This is a genomic window from Leifsonia sp. 563, assembly GCF_040545055.1.
Classification (GTDB): domain Bacteria; phylum Actinomycetota; class Actinomycetes; order Actinomycetales; family Microbacteriaceae; genus Leifsonia.
This window is the reverse complement of the sequence record NZ_JBEPLE010000002.1, coordinates 605,233-618,822: the sequence shown is the minus strand read 5'-3', so window position 1 is coordinate 618,822 and position 13,590 is coordinate 605,233. Positions and strand designations below refer to the sequence as shown.

Annotated in this window: 15 protein-coding genes; 3 read left to right on the top strand and 12 right to left on the bottom strand. The window is 71.4% G+C overall.

The window, feature by feature from the left end; all coding sequences use genetic code 11:
- The first annotated feature begins 9 nt into the window (after positions 1-9).
- Complete coding sequence (locus tag ABIC47_RS09905) at positions 10-528, top strand: GNAT family N-acetyltransferase (RefSeq protein ID WP_354480149.1); 519 nt, start codon at positions 10-12, stop codon at positions 526-528.
- Positions 529-629: 101 nt separating this feature from the next.
- Here the strand turns inward: ABIC47_RS09905 and xerD are convergent, their stop codons facing one another.
- The 8 genes from xerD to tyrS form a co-directional block, all read right to left on the bottom strand.
- A complete protein-coding gene (gene xerD / locus ABIC47_RS09900) occupies positions 630-1,535 on the bottom strand; it encodes a site-specific tyrosine recombinase XerD (RefSeq protein ID WP_354479885.1) in 906 nt (301 codons plus the stop codon).
- The gene (locus ABIC47_RS09895; RefSeq protein ID WP_354479883.1) at positions 1,532-2,179 is read right to left on the bottom strand and encodes an NUDIX domain-containing protein; all 648 of its coding nucleotides are present in this window, start codon (positions 2,177-2,179) and stop codon (positions 1,532-1,534) included. The genes xerD and ABIC47_RS09895 overlap by 4 nt, the downstream gene beginning before the upstream one ends.
- Positions 2,179-3,906: a CTP synthase gene (gene pyrG, locus ABIC47_RS09890; RefSeq protein ID WP_081626597.1), complete on the bottom strand. Its 1,728-nt coding sequence runs from the start codon at positions 3,904-3,906 to the stop codon at positions 2,179-2,181. The genes ABIC47_RS09895 and pyrG overlap by 1 nt, the downstream gene beginning before the upstream one ends.
- Positions 3,907-3,946: 40 nt before the next feature.
- Entirely contained in the window at positions 3,947-5,689 is a 1,743-nt protein-coding gene (recN, locus tag ABIC47_RS09885; RefSeq protein WP_354479880.1) for a DNA repair protein RecN, read from the bottom strand.
- On the bottom strand, positions 5,682-6,599 hold the full coding sequence (locus ABIC47_RS09880; protein ID WP_354480146.1) for an NAD kinase: 918 nt from the start codon (positions 6,597-6,599) through the stop codon (positions 5,682-5,684). The genes recN and ABIC47_RS09880 overlap by 8 nt, the downstream gene beginning before the upstream one ends.
- Positions 6,600-6,698: 99 nt before the next feature.
- Entirely contained in the window at positions 6,699-7,499 is an 801-nt protein-coding gene (locus ABIC47_RS09875; RefSeq protein WP_020075335.1) for a TlyA family RNA methyltransferase, read from the bottom strand.
- Positions 7,486-7,647 carry a hypothetical protein gene (locus tag ABIC47_RS09870; protein ID WP_018190180.1) on the bottom strand — a complete coding sequence of 54 codons (162 nt, stop codon included), beginning with the start codon at positions 7,645-7,647 and terminating at the stop codon, positions 7,486-7,488. The genes ABIC47_RS09875 and ABIC47_RS09870 overlap by 14 nt, the downstream gene beginning before the upstream one ends.
- A gap of 22 nt (positions 7,648-7,669) precedes the next feature.
- Positions 7,670-9,019: a tyrosine--tRNA ligase gene (gene tyrS, locus ABIC47_RS09865; protein ID WP_354479877.1), complete on the bottom strand. Its 1,350-nt coding sequence runs from the start codon at positions 9,017-9,019 to the stop codon at positions 7,670-7,672.
- Between the two features lie 146 nt (positions 9,020-9,165).
- On the opposite strand from tyrS, the gene ABIC47_RS09860 reads away from it, so the two are divergent.
- Both ABIC47_RS09860 and ABIC47_RS09855 read left to right on the top strand, forming a co-directional pair.
- Positions 9,166-9,795: a DNA-binding protein gene (locus tag ABIC47_RS09860; protein WP_354479874.1), complete on the top strand. Its 630-nt coding sequence runs from the start codon at positions 9,166-9,168 to the stop codon at positions 9,793-9,795.
- Complete coding sequence (locus tag ABIC47_RS09855) at positions 9,792-10,397, top strand: hypothetical protein (RefSeq protein ID WP_354479872.1); 606 nt, start codon at positions 9,792-9,794, stop codon at positions 10,395-10,397. Before ABIC47_RS09860 ends, ABIC47_RS09855 begins: the two co-directional genes overlap by 4 nt.
- Before the next feature lie 22 nt (positions 10,398-10,419).
- Here ABIC47_RS09855 and ABIC47_RS09850 read toward each other — a convergent pair whose 3' ends face one another.
- The 4 genes from ABIC47_RS09850 to argF are packed head-to-tail and all read right to left on the bottom strand — an operon-like array spanning position 10,420 to position 13,577.
- Positions 10,420-11,049, bottom strand: coding sequence for a DNA-3-methyladenine glycosylase (locus ABIC47_RS09850; protein ID WP_354479869.1), 630 nt, complete (start codon positions 11,047-11,049; stop codon positions 10,420-10,422).
- A gap of 1 nt (position 11,050) precedes the next feature.
- A complete protein-coding gene (locus ABIC47_RS09845; protein WP_018190175.1) occupies positions 11,051-11,173 on the bottom strand; it encodes a hypothetical protein in 123 nt (40 codons plus the stop codon).
- Positions 11,173-12,642 (bottom strand): argininosuccinate lyase, encoded by a 1,470-nt coding sequence (gene argH / locus ABIC47_RS09840; RefSeq protein WP_354479866.1) that lies wholly within the window; start codon positions 12,640-12,642, stop codon positions 11,173-11,175. The genes ABIC47_RS09845 and argH overlap by 1 nt, the downstream gene beginning before the upstream one ends.
- On the bottom strand, positions 12,639-13,577 hold the full coding sequence (argF, locus tag ABIC47_RS09835; protein WP_020075340.1) for an ornithine carbamoyltransferase: 939 nt from the start codon (positions 13,575-13,577) through the stop codon (positions 12,639-12,641). Before argF ends, argH begins: the two co-directional genes overlap by 4 nt.
- Between the last annotated feature and the right edge of the window lie 13 nt (positions 13,578-13,590).

Here is a 13,590-nt window from a genome sequence, read left to right as displayed (position 1 = left end):
GTGCAGCCGATGCCGTCCGCCCTCGAGACCCCGCGCCTGCGTCTGCGCCCGCGCGATGGGCGCGACGCCGAGTGGAACCTCGCACTGCTCGCCGAGCATCCCCTCGGCCGGGCTCCGGGCTCGGTGGAGGACGAGCGGGAGCGGCTGGATGCGCAGCGCGCGACGTTCGAGGAACGCGGGTTCGGGCTGTATGCGATCGAGCTCGCCTCGACGGGTGAGGCGGTCGGGTACTGCGGGCTCGTGGTCGGGCGGGCCAGCGCATCCCAGCCGGAGATCGCCTACGAGCTGCTGCGGGGCCATGTCGGGCACGGCTACGCGACCGAGGCCGCGGCTGCCGTCGCGGACGCGGCGTTCGACGCGGGGTTCCCGACCCTGTGGGCGACGGTGGCGACGTGGAACGCGCCCTCGTTCGGTGTGCTCGCGAAGCTCGGCTTCGCCGGAACGCGCCGCGCCGGCGGGGACGCACGCTCCGTGTTCGTGTGGCTGCGTTGCCGGGCCCCGCGCCGCCGGCATCGCACGGCTCCGTAGGCGAAGATTTGCGCCAAATCGCGGTTATCGCAGCGCCAAAACCGCGATTTGCGCCAAATCTCGCGACTCCCGACCGCGGGACGGAGGGCGGCTCGCAGGGTTCAGCGTGCGCGCGGGTGGGAGGCGGTGTAGACGTCGCGGAGGGTGTCCGCGGTCACCAGCGTGTAGATCTGCGTCGTCGCGACCGAGGAGTGGCCCAGCAGCTCCTGCACGACCCGCACGTCCGCTCCCCCGGCCAGCAGGTGCGTGGCGAACGAGTGCCGCAGCGTGTGGGGCGAGATCTCCAGGTCGAGCTTCGCCCGTTCCGCGGCCGCCCGGATGATGAGCCACACGTTCTGGCGCGACAGCCGCGCCCCGCGCATCCCGAGGAACAACGCGGGGGTCGCCCGTCCCTTCGCCGACAGCACCGGCCGGGCGCGTACCAGGTAGGCGGAGAGCGCGGCCTGGGCGTAGCCGCCCAGCGGCACGATGCGCTGCTTGTTCCCCTTGCCGGTGAGACGGACGACGTCGGTGTCGATGACGTCGTCGACGTTGAGGTCGACGGCCTCGCTCACCCGGGCGCCCGTGGCGTACATCAGCTCGAGGAGCGCCTTGTCGCGGAGCGCCGCGACATCGTCGCCGTCCGTCGCGGCGAGCAGCGCGGCCACCTGTTCGACGGTGATCGCCTTCGGCAGGCGGCTCGGCAGCTTCGGCGGGCGCAGGTCGCGGGCCGCGTCGGCCTGCACGCGCCCCTCCTCGAGCAGGAACCGGTGGAACCCGCGGACCGTGGACAGCATCCGGGCGAGGGATGACGCCGTCAGCGGCGACTCCTCCCGCGTCCCGAGGTGCAGGGCGAACTCCGAGAGGGTCGCCGGGGTGACGACCGACACATCCCCGATGCCCTGCTCTTCCAGCCAGGAGGCGTAGACGACCAGGTCACGGCGGTAGGCGGCCACGGTGTTCGCCGAGAGGCCGCGCTCGATGGCGACATGCCTCAGGAAGGCGTCGACATCGGCCGCGACGGTCATCTCGCGAGCTTGGGGTGGCTCGGCCAGGGCTCGTCCGCCGAGCCGAGCGTGGCCCATCCGCCGTCACGCGCGGTGCGGGCGGCGAGCAGGGCGATGATCAGCGGAGCGTTGTGGACGCGGCGCTGCAGCACCGCCTCCACCGCCTCGTCGAGGGGCACCCAGCGCACCTCGATGTCGGCCTCCTCCGCCTCACGGGCGAACGCGGAGCCGGTCGAGTGGATGCCACGGGCCAGGTAGATCCGGATCGCCTCGTCGTTGCCGCCGGGGCTCGTGAACACGTCGGCGAGCACGTTCCACTCGTCGGCCTGGAGGTCGGCCTCCTCACCCAGCTCGCGCTTCGCGGCCTCCAGGGGGCTCTCGCCCGACATGTCGAGCAGCCCGGCCGGGATCTCCCAGTCGCGGTGACGGACCGGGTGCCGGTACTGGCGGATCAGCAGCACGCGGCCGTCGTCGTCGAGGGCGAGGATGCCGACGGCGCCGGTGTGATCGACGTACTCGCGGGTGATCTCGTCGCCGTTGTACCGGAAGACGTCACGGCGGACATTCCAGATCGCTCCCTCGAAGACCGTCTCGGACGAGACGACCTCCGGGCGGAAGGGCTGGTCGTTCAGCTCAGCGGCTGCGGTCTCGACGTTCTCCGTCATCAGGCTTCGGCGACCATCTCGGCGTCCGCCTCGGCGACCTCGAACAGGAGGCTGGCCTTCTGACGGTCGAGGGCGGCGCCGACGAGCCCGGCGAAGAGCGGGTGCGCGCGGTTCGGGCGCGAGCGGAGCTCGGGGTGGGCCTGCGTGCCGACGTAGAACGGGTGGACGTCGCGCGGCAGCTCGACGTACTCGACCAGGTGGCCGTCCGGCGACGTGCCGGAGAACCAGAGGCCCGCGTCGGCGATCTGCTCGCGGTAGTTGTTGTTCACCTCGTAGCGGTGGCGGTGACGCTCCGACGCCTCGTTCGAGCCGTACAGCTCGGAGACCAGGGAGCCCTCGGCGAGGTTCGCCGGGTACAGGCCCAGACGCATCGTGCCGCCGAGGTCGCCGCCGGCGATGATGTCCACCTGCTCGGCCATGGTGGCGATCACGGGGAACTCGGTGTCCGGGTCGAACTCCGACGACGACGCACCGCCGAGACCGGCCTCGTGCCGGGCGTACTCGATGACCATGCACTGGAGGCCCAGGCACAGGCCGAGCGCGGGAATGCCGTTCTCACGCGCGAACCGGAGCGCGCCGACCTTGCCCTCGATGCCGCGAACGCCGAAGCCGCCGGGCACGCAGATGGCGTCGACGTCCGACAGCTGCGCCGCGGCGCCCTCGGGCGTCTGGCACTCGTCGGAGGCGATCCACTTCAGCTTCACCTTGGTGCGGTGGGCGAACCCGCCGGCCCGCAGGGCCTCGGTGACCGAGAGGTAGGCGTCGGGCAGGTCGATGTACTTGCCGACCAGGCCGATGGTGACCTCGTGCTTGGGGTCGTGGACCGACTCCAGCAGGCGCGCCCAGCCGTCCCAGTCGACGTCGGCGGCCTTGTCGAGGCCGAGCTGGTCGATGATGTACGCGTCGAGGCCCTGCTCGTGCAGCATGGTCGGGATGTCGTAGATGCTCGGCACGTCGACGGCGTTCACGACGGCCTGCTCATCCACGTCGCACATCAGCGCGATCTTGCGCTTGTTGCTGTCCGACACCGGGCGGTCGCTGCGCAGGACGAGCGCGTCCGGCTGGATGCCGATGGAGCGGAGGGCGGCGACCGAGTGCTGCGTCGGCTTGGTCTTCTGCTCGCCGGACGCGTTCATGAACGGCACGAGCGAGACGTGCACGAAGAAGCAGTTCTTGCGGCCGAGCTCGTGGCGCACCTGACGGGCCGACTCGATGAACGGCTGCGACTCGATGTCGCCGACGGTGCCGCCGATCTCGGTGATGATGACGTCGGGCGCGGGCTCGCCGTCCGGCCCCGGCTGCGCCTGCAGCCGCATCCGGCGCTTGATCTCGTCGGTGATGTGCGGGATGACCTGGACGGTGTCGCCGAGGTACTCGCCGCGGCGCTCCTTCGCGATGACGTTGGAGTAGATCTGCCCGGTGGTGACGTTGGCCGACTGCCCGAGGTTGATGTCGAGGAAGCGCTCGTAGTGCCCGATGTCGAGGTCGGTCTCCGCGCCGTCGTCGGTGACGAAGACCTCACCGTGCTGGAACGGGTTCATCGTCCCCGGGTCAACGTTGAGATAGGGGTCGAGCTTCTGCATGACCACGCGGAGACCGCGGGCCGTCAGAAGGTTGCCGAGGGAGGCCGCCGTGAGGCCCTTCCCCAACGAAGAAACGACACCACCTGTCACGAAGATGTGCTTGGTAGTGCCGTTCGATGTGCCCGCGTCTGAATAATCCACCACGGGCTTATAGCCTATCACCCGCCGGGGCTCCGGCTGACCGTCAGCGCCGCGCGGCGGACGCCATGTCGACTAGCTCGCGGGCGTGGGCGAGGCCGCTCTCGGAGTCCGGGAGGCCCGAGAGCAGGCGGGCCATCTCGGCGATGCGCTCGTCGCCGTCGAGTCGCCGCACGGACGATTCCGTCACGGCGCCGTCGCTCCCCTTGACCACGGTGAGGTGGTTGGTGGCGAACGCGGCCACCTGGGCCAGGTGCGTGACGACGATGACCTGCGCGGTCTCGGCGAGCCGCGCGAGGCGGCGGCCGATCTCGATGGCGGAGGCGCCCCCGACGCCGGCGTCGACCTCGTCGAAGATGAAGGTGGGCACCGGGTCGCTGCCCGCGATGACGACCTCGATCGCCAGCATCACGCGCGACAGCTCGCCGCCCGATGCACCTTTGCCGAGCGGGCGGGGCTCGGCGCCGGGATGCGGCTGAAGCAGGATGGCGACCTGGTCGCGGCCGCTCGCGGTGTAGGCCTGCGGGTCTGCGTCGTCGCGCTGCGTCACCTCGACGACGATGCGCGCGTCGGGCATGGCCAGCGCGGAGAGCTCTTCCGTGACCGCTTCGGACAGGCGTGCGGCGGCGGCCGTGCGCTCGGCGCTCAGGCCGGCAGCGAGCTCGGCGACCAGCGCAGCATCTGCCTCGACCTCCTGCGTCAGCTCTCCGATGCGGTCGGCGTCGCCGTCGAGCTCCAGCAGGCGCAGGCTGCCCGTCTCGAGCGTGCGGATGACGTCGTCGAGGGTCGGGCCGTACTTGCGGATCAGGATCGCGAGTTCCGAGCGGCGCTCCTGCACCACCTCCAGCTCGTTGGCTCCGTCGGCGTCGAGCGTCGCGAGGTAGGTCGACAGCTGCGCCGCGATGTCGGAGATCAGGTAGTTCGCTTCCGCGACCGACTCGGCGAGCGGCTGGAGTGCGCTGTCGTGGGGTGCCACGCGCTCCAGCTGGCGGCGTGCGTTGTCGAGCAGGCCCAGGGCGTCCGTGCCCTCGGACTCCTCGGCACTCAGCAGCTCACGGGCGGCGCCCGCGGCGAGCCGGAGGTCCTCCAGGTTGGTGAGCCGCTCGGCGCGTTCAGCCAGCTCGTCGTCCTCTCCCGGCTGCGGTGCGACGGACTCGATCTCGGCCATCGCGACCCGCAGATCCTCCGCCTCACGCGCGCGGCGGTCTTGATCGGCGATCAACTCGTCGAGTTCGGCGCGGTTGTCGCGCCAGCGGTGGAAGACCTGCTCGTAGGTGGCCAGCTGCTCCGCGAACTGCGGACCGGCGAACCGGTCGAGGGCGGCCCGCTGGGCGATCGCCGAGCGCAGCCGGATCTGATCGGACTGCCCGTGGACGACCACGAGCTGCTCGCCGAGCTCGGTCAGCACCGAGACGGGCGCGCTGCGCCCGCCGACGACGGCCCTCGAGCGGCCCTCGGCCGAGACGGAACGGCTCAGCACGAGCTCCGCCTCCGCGGTGTCGATGGGGTCGACGTCGCCGCCGGCGTCGCGAACACGTGCGACGACCTCGCCCGACGACGGCACGCGCCAACGGCCCTCCACCCAGGCCTGCGGACTGCCGAGGCGGACAGCGCCGGTGTCGGCACGCTCCCCGAGCAGCAGGCCGAGCGCCGAGACCACCATGGTCTTGCCCGCGCCGGTCTCGCCGGTGATGGCCGTGAATCCCGCGCCGAGCGGGAGGGAGGCGTCTGCGATGACGCCCAGGTCTTTGATCGAGATCTCCTCGATGCCCCCGCGTGCGTCAGTCACGACCGACCGGCCCCCTCCAACCCGTCACGGGGAGGTCGAACTTGTGCACAAGACGGTCGGTGAAGGGCCCAGGGTGGAGCCGAGCCAGCCGCACCGGGATGGGCGAGCGCCGCACGACGACACGCGCCCCCGGCGGGAGGTCGAACGGACGGCGGCCGTCGCACCAGAGGATGCCGGCGCCGCCCGCACGGTCGAGCAGCTCGACCGCGAGGGAGGAGTCCTCATCCACCACCAGAGGCCGGGAGAACAGGGCGTGTGCGCTCAGCGGCACGAGCAGCAGCGCGGCGACGCCGGGCCAGACCACCGGGCCGCCCGCGGAGAACGAGTACGCCGTCGAGCCGGTCGGCGTCGACATGACGACGCCGTCGCAGCCGAAGCTCGACATCGGGCGGCCGTCGACCTCGATCACGACTTCGAGCATCCGCTCGCGGCTGGCCTTCTCGACCGTGGCCTCGTTGAGAGCCCAGCTCTCGTAGACGACCTCACGGCCGACCTTCACCCGGGCCGACAGCGTCATGCGCTCCTCGACCTCGTAGTCCTTCTCCAGCCCGCGGGCGACCGCGGTCTCGAGATCGTCGCGCTCGCTCTCGGCGAGGAACCCGACATGGCCGAGGTTCACGCCGAGGAGCGGAGCCGAGCAGCCGCGGACCAGTTCGGCCGCACGCAGGATGGTGCCGTCGCCGCCCAGGACGATGACGAGCTCAAGTTCGCTCGGGGCCACGTCGTCGCCGAGCACCGCCACCGCGTCGAGCGACGGATCGGCCTCCAGCAGATCTCGTCGCTCATCGGCGCTCAGCACCGGGACGACGCCCGCGTCGAGCAGCTGCCGGGACACCCGGACACCCGCCTCGAGGGAGTCCTGACGACCGGTGTGCGCGACGACGAGGATGTACCGCGTCGCTGCACCCATCAGTGTCACGTTCCCTCCTGTCGAAAAGCCGTTCTCCCATTCTGTCTGTTTTCACGCGCAGGGCGAGGCCACGCGGCCAGGTTTGTGGAGAACGTTCACCTAGCGCGAAAGTCGCACGACCTCGTCGCGCAGCCCGGACGGGTCCGGCGCGCCCGAGCGCAACCAGACCAGGAACTCGCGGTTGCCGTGCCCTCCGGCGATCGGCGACGGGATGAGGCCCGCCGTTCCGAGGCCGACGTCGTGAGCCGCCCACAGCACGTCGGACACCGCGTCGGCCCGGAGGCCCGCATCCCGGACCACGCCCTCGCGGATGCCCTGCCGCCCGACCTCGAACTGCGGCTTGATGAGCAGGAGGAAGTCGGCGCCGCGGACGGCCGTGGCCACCAGTGCGGGAAGCACCTGCGTGAGCGAGATGAACGACAGGTCGGCCACCACGAGGTCCGGGCGCACGTCGTCGCCGGTCAGACCGGCGAGCACCTCGGGCGAGAGGGAGCGGACGTTGACGCCCTCGTACGATTCGAGGCGCTCCTCCCCCGCCAGCGCGGGCGACAGCTGGCCGTGCCCCACGTCGACGGCGATCACACGGGCGGCGCCGCGTTCCAGCAGCACCTGCGTGAAGCCCCCGGTGGATGCGCCGGCGTCGAGAGCGATCCGGCCCGCCGGGTCCACTCCGAAGCCGTCGAGGGCGGCGATGAGCTTGTGAGCGCCGCGGCTGACGTAGTGGTCGGCTCCGGCGATCCGCAGTTCCTGCCCGTCGCCGACCTTCGCCGCCGCGCGGACCACCGGCTGCCCGTCGACGGTGACCAGCCCCTCCGCGATCAGAGCGGCCGCGTGCGACCGAGAGCGGGCGAGGCCGCGCTCGGCCAGGGCGACGTCGAGCCGCTGCTCAGCTCCGGCCATGGTCGTCGTCGCCTTCCAGGGTGCGACGGAGCTGCTCGTGGAGGTTCGCGTAGGCGTCGGCCCGTGCGGCCAGCGGCTGCTCCTCGATCACATCCAGCCGGTCGACGAGGCCGCCCTCGTCGACCGATCCCTGCGGTTCATCGGACATGGCTCAACCGTACGTCAGCGCCTCACGCGACGAAGACACCCGCGAGGGTCTTCTTTCCGCGTCGCAGCACCACCATGTCGCCGGGCAGCACCGAAGAGCCGATGGGCTGCTCCGCGTCCTCGACCTTTGCGTTGTTGACGGAGACGCCGCCCTGGGCGACCGCGCGCCGCGCCTCGCCGAGGCTCGACGTCAGCCCCGTGTCGACGAGCGCCTGCGCCACGGTCGTCGACGGCGCGGTGGTGGTCGTGTTGGGGAGTTCGCGGAGGGCGGCCTCGAGCGTCGCCGCGTCCAGGTCGGCCAGTTCGCCCTGGCCGAAGAGCGCCTGGGAGGCCGCGATGGCCGCCTCGGTCGCCGCGACGCCGTGCACGAGCGAGGTGACCTCGAACGCGAGCCGTCGCTGCGCCTCGCGCTTGAACGGTTCGTCGGCCACCTTCTGCGCCAGCTCCTCGATCTCGGCCTTGGACAGGAAGGTGAAGATCTTGAGCCGGTCGATCACGTCGGCGTCGTCGGTGTTCAGCCAGAACTGGTACATCGCGTACGGCGTCGTCAGCGTCGGATCGAGCCAGACGGCGTTGCCCTCGCTCTTGCCGAACTTGGTGCCGTCGCTGTTGGTGATCAGCGGCGTCCCGATGGCGTGAACATGCGCGCCCTCGACCTTGCGGATGAGCTCGGTGCCGCTGGTCAGGTTGCCCCACTGGTCGCTTCCGCCGGTCTGCAGCACGCAGCCGTACTGGCGGTAGAGCTCGAGGAAGTCCATCCCCTGCAGGATCTGGTAGCTGAACTCGGTGTACGAGATGCCCTCGTCGGAGTTGAGGCGCGCGGCCACCGCATCCTTCTTGAGCATGGTGCCGACCCGGAAGTGCTTGCCGATCTCGCGCAGGAAGTCGATCGCCGACATCGGCGCCGTCCAGTCGAGGTTGTTCACCAGCCGGACAGCGTTGTCGCCCTCGTCGGAGAGGAAGCGGGTGACCTGCGCCTGCAGGTAGCCGACCCACTCCGCGACGGTCTCCTTGGTGTTGAGGGTGCGCTCGGCCGTCGGGCGGGGATCGCCGATCAGGCCGGTGGAACCGCCGACCAGCCCGAGCGGCCGGTGGCCGGCGAGCTGGAGGCGCCGCATGGTGAGCAGCTGCACCAGGTTGCCGAGGTGGAGGCTCGGCGCGGTCGGGTCGAAGCCGCAGTAGTACGTGATCGGGCCGCCGGCCAGGAGCTCCTTGAGGGCGGTCTCATCCGTCGACACGTGGATGAGTCCGCGCCACTTCAGCTCGTCCCAGACGTCGTCGAAGGACGCGTCGTTGGCCTGTGCGGCGAGGCCGTGCGCGCGGGCGCTGTCTGCGCTGCTGCTCGGATCGCGGGAGAGGGCGGTTTCTGACACGCGTTCAGGTTATCAGCGGGTGTCCGGGCGGATGGAGCGGGGCGGGCGTCCCGCGATCAGGCCAGCAGGCCTGATGCACTGGTCATCAGGCCGAGAGACCTGATATCATCCTCATCAGGCCCACAGCCCTGATGAAGGAGGCCAGGATGTTCGTGATCACCGCCGACCAGGTCGACAGCCGACGACGAGCCGACATCGTCGCCCCGACGCTCGACACCATCCACGAGCGCTACGGCGAGCGCCTCGCCCTGCCACCGGACCGCAACGCCGGAGACGAGCTGCAGACGCTGACGGCGGATCCGGCGACGGCGCTCGACCTCGTCCTCGATCTCACCCGTGACGGGGCCTGGAGTGTGGGGCTCGGACTGGGCGACGTGCGCCTCCCCCTGCCGGACAACACCCGGGAGGCCACCGGGGATGCGTTCATCGCGGCGCGCGCGGCGGTCACCCGCGCAAAGCGCACCCCGGCCCGATTCGCCGTCGAGGCGGTCGCCGCCGAGGAGCCCGCAGCGGATGCGGAGGCGCTGCTCACCCTGCTGCTGACCCTCCGCGAGGGGCGCACCGCCGCCGGCTGGGAGCTCTACGACCTCGTCTCGTCCGGACTCACCCAGGCCGAGGCGGGCGCCCGGCTCGGCATCACCCCGCAGTCGGCCAGCGATCGCGCGCGGGCCGGGGCGCTCCGTGCAGAACTGGCGGCCATCCCGGCGCTGACTAGGCTGTTGGCACGTGCCGACGCGGCCCAGGCCGATCGGCGGACACCCGAGGAGGACGCATGACCACGTGGCCGCCGGTGCCGGTGCTGCTGAACCAGGTGGCGCCGCACGCGCTCTGGGTGCTCGCCCTCCTCCTGCTGCTCGCCTCACTCGGCTGCATCGTGGCCACGTTGCGGACACCGCGTCGCCCTCTGGTCTACTGCGCGACCGCATTGCTGGCCGCTTCCCTCGTGATCGTCCTCATCCCGGCGCAGCACGCCCCCTTCGTGCTCAGACTGCTGATCGGTGCAGCCGCCCTCGCCCTGGCGGTGCTCGGCGGCTGGCCGGTCTCGCAACTGGTCCTCGCGCTGGCCACACGCAGCACGACCGAGCCGAGCGCCCACGGCGGCATCCTGGTGCGCGCGGTGACGCCGGAAGGCGGCACGACCACGCGCGAAGTGCTCCGCGGCGGCACCACCATCGGCCTGCTGGAGCGGCTGGCCGCGGCCGGGACGATCATGGCCGGCTTCCCCGAGGGGCTGGCCGTCCTGGTCGCCATCAAGGGCGTCGGCCGGTTCACGGAGCTCGAGGAGGCCGAGGCGCGCGAGCGCTTCATCATCGGCACCCTGACCAGCATCATCTGGGCGTGCGTCTGCGCGGCCGTCTTCCGGATCGTGGCCGGCTGAACCGCGCCGCCACGGCATCCCGTCAGTCGTCGGACTTGGGATGCCGCTTATACGGCGAAACGGTGGGGTCTCCCGTCAGCCAGTAGCGCCACGGGTACGCGAGTCCGCCGCCCGCCCCGGAGACTCCTGTCCGCGGCCCCATCGAGTACTCCGCCTGCTCCGTCGGCAGCAGCAGCTCGAACGGCGGGCGGAAGAGGTCGGCGCCGTCGTCGGCGAGGCTCATCCCGGCGGCGACGACGAGTCGTGCCGGTCCTCGCGCGAGGTCGCGGTGCGGGATGCGGCGGCCGCTGCCCCCGACCCTCCGCAGCTCGGCGAGGTCCTCCCCCTCGATCACCTCCGCCGCGCGCAATAGCACGGCGGTCGCCTCGCCCTCCGGCGAGCAGACGACGTTGGCGCACACATGCATCCCGTACGTGAAGTAGGCGTACAGGTGGCCGGGCGGCCCGTACATGACGGCGTTGCGGCGGGTGCGTCCGCGGAAGGCGTGCGACCCGGGGTCGAGGCCGTCGCCGATGTACGCCTCCACCTCCGTGATCCGCAGCCCGACCGTCCCCTCCGGCGTCTCGTGCCGGAGCACGGCGCCGAGCAGCTGCGGCGCAACCTCGAGCGACGACGCCAGGAAGACGTCGCGCTCGGGCCGGTACAGCGTCACGTCAGAAGATCCGGCCGCCCGCGGCGACGGCGACGACCAGCCCGATCACGATGACGGCGACGGCGAGCACCACGACGGCTGGGATGATCCACGGTCGCTTCCGCTCGGGTTCGAAACGCGCCATCAGACCAGGTCCCTTCTGGATGCGCGGAGGGCCAGCGCGGCCTTCCTCACGTGGTCGGTGAGAGCCGCCAGCTGCTCGGCGACGCGGTCGGGCGCGGTGCCGCCGACGCCGTCGCGGCTCGCCACCGATCCCTCCACCGAGAGCACGGAGCGGACCTCGGGCGTCAGCAGGGGTGAGATCGCCGCCAGCTGCTCGTCGGCCACTTCGTGCAGCTCCAGCCCGTTCTCCTCGGCGAAGCGCACCAGGCTGCCGCTCAGTTCGTGGGCGGTGCGGAACGGAACGTGCTGCTTGACGAGCCACTCGGCCACGTCGGTCGCGAGCGAGAAGCCCTGCGGTGCCAGCTCCGCCATGCGGTCCGTGTGGAAGCGCAGCGTGGCGACCATGCCGGTGAAGGCGGGAAGCACCGTCTCGAGGGTCCGCACCGAGTCGAACACCGGCTCCTTGTCCTCCTGCAGGTCGCGGTTGTACGCGAGCGGCAGTCCCTTGAGGGTGGTGAGGAGACCCGTGGCGTTGCCGATGAGGCGACCGGCCTTGCCACGCGCGAGCTCGGCGATATCCGGGTTCTTCTTCTGCGGCATGATCGACGAGCCCGTCGAGTAGCCGTCGTCGAGGGTGACGAACCCGAACTCGCGCGTGTTCCAGAGGATGATCTCCTCGGCGAACCGCGACAGGTCGACACCGATCTGGGCGGCGACGAACGCGAACTCGGCCACCACATCCCGTGCCGCCGTGCCGTCGATCGAGTTCTCGGAGCTGCGGGCGAAGCCCAGCTCGCGCGCGACGAGCAGGGGGTCGAGTCCGAGGGTGGAACCGGCGAGGGCGCCGGAGCCGTACGGAGAGACGTCGGCCCGGCGGTCCCAGTCGGCCAGACGCTCCAGGTCGCGCACCAGCGGCCAGCAGTGCGCGAGCAGGTGGTGCGCGAGCAGCACCGGCTGGGCGTGCTGGAGGTGCGTACGCCCCGGCAGGATGGCGGCGGGATGCGCGTCCGCCTGGGAGGCGATGGCGTCGATCAGCGCGATGAGCTGCTCGGCGATGACGCCGGCGTGGTCACGCAGGTACATCCGGACGAGCGTGGCGATCTGGTCGTTGCGGCTGCGGCCGGCGCGCAGCTTGCCGCCGATCTCCGCCCCCGCCCGCTCGATCAGTCCGCGTTCGAGGGCTCCGTGCACATCCTCGTCGGTCTCGGCCGCGACGAAGGCGCCGGACGCGACATCGCGGTCGAGCTTGTCGAGAGCGGCCAGCATCCCGTCGAGTTCCTCAGACGTGAGGTACCCCGCCGCGGCGAGCGCCCGGGCGTGCGCCCGGGACCCGGCGATGTCGTATGCGGCGAGCTGCCAGTCGAAGTGGGTCGACTTGCTCAGCGCCGCCAGCTCGGGCGATGGACCGCCGGCGAAGCGGCCGCCCCAGAGGGAGCCCTCGCCGGTGCGGCCGACGCCGCCGGTCTCGCCGGTTTCGCCCGTGTCGGTCATGCTGCCGTCTCCTCGTTCTTCGCGAGCAGCCAGGCGAGCAGCGCCTTCTGCGCGTGCAGACGGTTCTCCGCCTCGTCCCAGATGACGGACTGCGGGCCGTCGAGCACCTCGGCGCTCACCTCGTAGCCGCGGTAGGCGGGCAGGCAGTGCAGGAAGACGGCGTCCGGTGCGGCCAGCCCCATCAGCCGCTCGTCGACCGTGTAGTCGCCGAAGACGGCGACGCGCTCCGCCTTCTCGTCCTCCTTGCCCATCGACACCCAGGTGTCGGTGACCATGACGTCCGCACCCGCCGCGGCCTCGGCCGGGTCGGTCAGCACCGTCACCGAGCCGCCCGTGCGCTCGGCGATGGCCCGCGCATCCGCGACGATCGCCTCGGCGGGCGCGTAGTCCGCCGGCGCCGCGATACGCACGTGCATGCCCGCGGTCGCCCCGCCCAGCAGGTACGAGTGCGCCATGTTGTTCGCTCCGTCGCCGAAGTAGCTCATGGTGAGCCCGGCCGTACGACCCTTGTGCTCGCGGACGGTGAGCAGGTCGGCGAGGATCTGGCACGGGTGGAAGTCGTCCGACAGCGCGTTGATGACCGGTACGCGCGTCCCCTCGGCCATCTCCTCCAGTCCCGCCTGCGCGTAGGTGCGCCAGACGATCGCGGCGACCATGCGCTCCAGCACCCGGGCGGTGTCGGCCAGCGACTCCTTGCCGCCGAGCTGGCTCTCGCCGCTCTGGATGATCAGCGGGCTGCCTCCCAGATCGGCGATGCCGACGGAGAACGAGACGCGGGTGCGCGTCGACGTCTTGTCGAAGATCACCGCGACGGTCTGCGGGCCGGCGAGCGGCTTCGCCGAGAAGCGGTCGCGCTTCAACACGGCTGCGAGGTCCAGGATCTCCGCCTGCTCGGCGGGCGCGAGGTCGTCGTCGCGGAGGAAGTGCCGGGTCATGCTGGCCCTTTCG

Excerpts from the sequence above, each read along its gene's own strand:
- xerD (WP_354479885.1), bottom strand. The coding sequence starts at position 1,535 with ATGACCGTCGCGGCCGATGTCGACGCCTTCCTGAGGCATGTCGCCATC.
- argH (WP_354479866.1), bottom strand. The coding sequence starts at position 12,642 with ATGACCGACACGGGCGAAACCGGCGAGACCGGCGGCGTCGGCCGCACC.
- ABIC47_RS09845 (WP_018190175.1), bottom strand. The coding sequence starts at position 11,173 with ATGGCGCGTTTCGAACCCGAGCGGAAGCGACCGTGGATCATCCCAGCC.
- ABIC47_RS09875 (WP_020075335.1), bottom strand. The coding sequence starts at position 7,499 with ATGGCCGGAGCTGAGCAGCGGCTCGACGTCGCCCTGGCCGAGCGCGGC.
- argF (WP_020075340.1), bottom strand. The coding sequence starts at position 13,577 with ATGACCCGGCACTTCCTCCGCGACGACGACCTCGCGCCCGCCGAGCAG.
- ABIC47_RS09860 (WP_354479874.1), top strand. The coding sequence starts at position 9,166 with ATGTTCGTGATCACCGCCGACCAGGTCGACAGCCGACGACGAGCCGAC.
- ABIC47_RS09880 (WP_354480146.1), bottom strand. The coding sequence starts at position 6,599 with ATGGGTGCAGCGACGCGGTACATCCTCGTCGTCGCGCACACCGGTCGT.
- ABIC47_RS09855 (WP_354479872.1), top strand. The coding sequence starts at position 9,792 with ATGACCACGTGGCCGCCGGTGCCGGTGCTGCTGAACCAGGTGGCGCCG.
- ABIC47_RS09895 (WP_354479883.1), bottom strand. The coding sequence starts at position 2,179 with ATGACGGAGAACGTCGAGACCGCAGCCGCTGAGCTGAACGACCAGCCC.
- ABIC47_RS09870 (WP_018190180.1), bottom strand. The coding sequence starts at position 7,647 with ATGTCCGATGAACCGCAGGGATCGGTCGACGAGGGCGGCCTCGTCGAC.
- ABIC47_RS09905 (WP_354480149.1), top strand. The coding sequence starts at position 10 with ATGCCGTCCGCCCTCGAGACCCCGCGCCTGCGTCTGCGCCCGCGCGAT.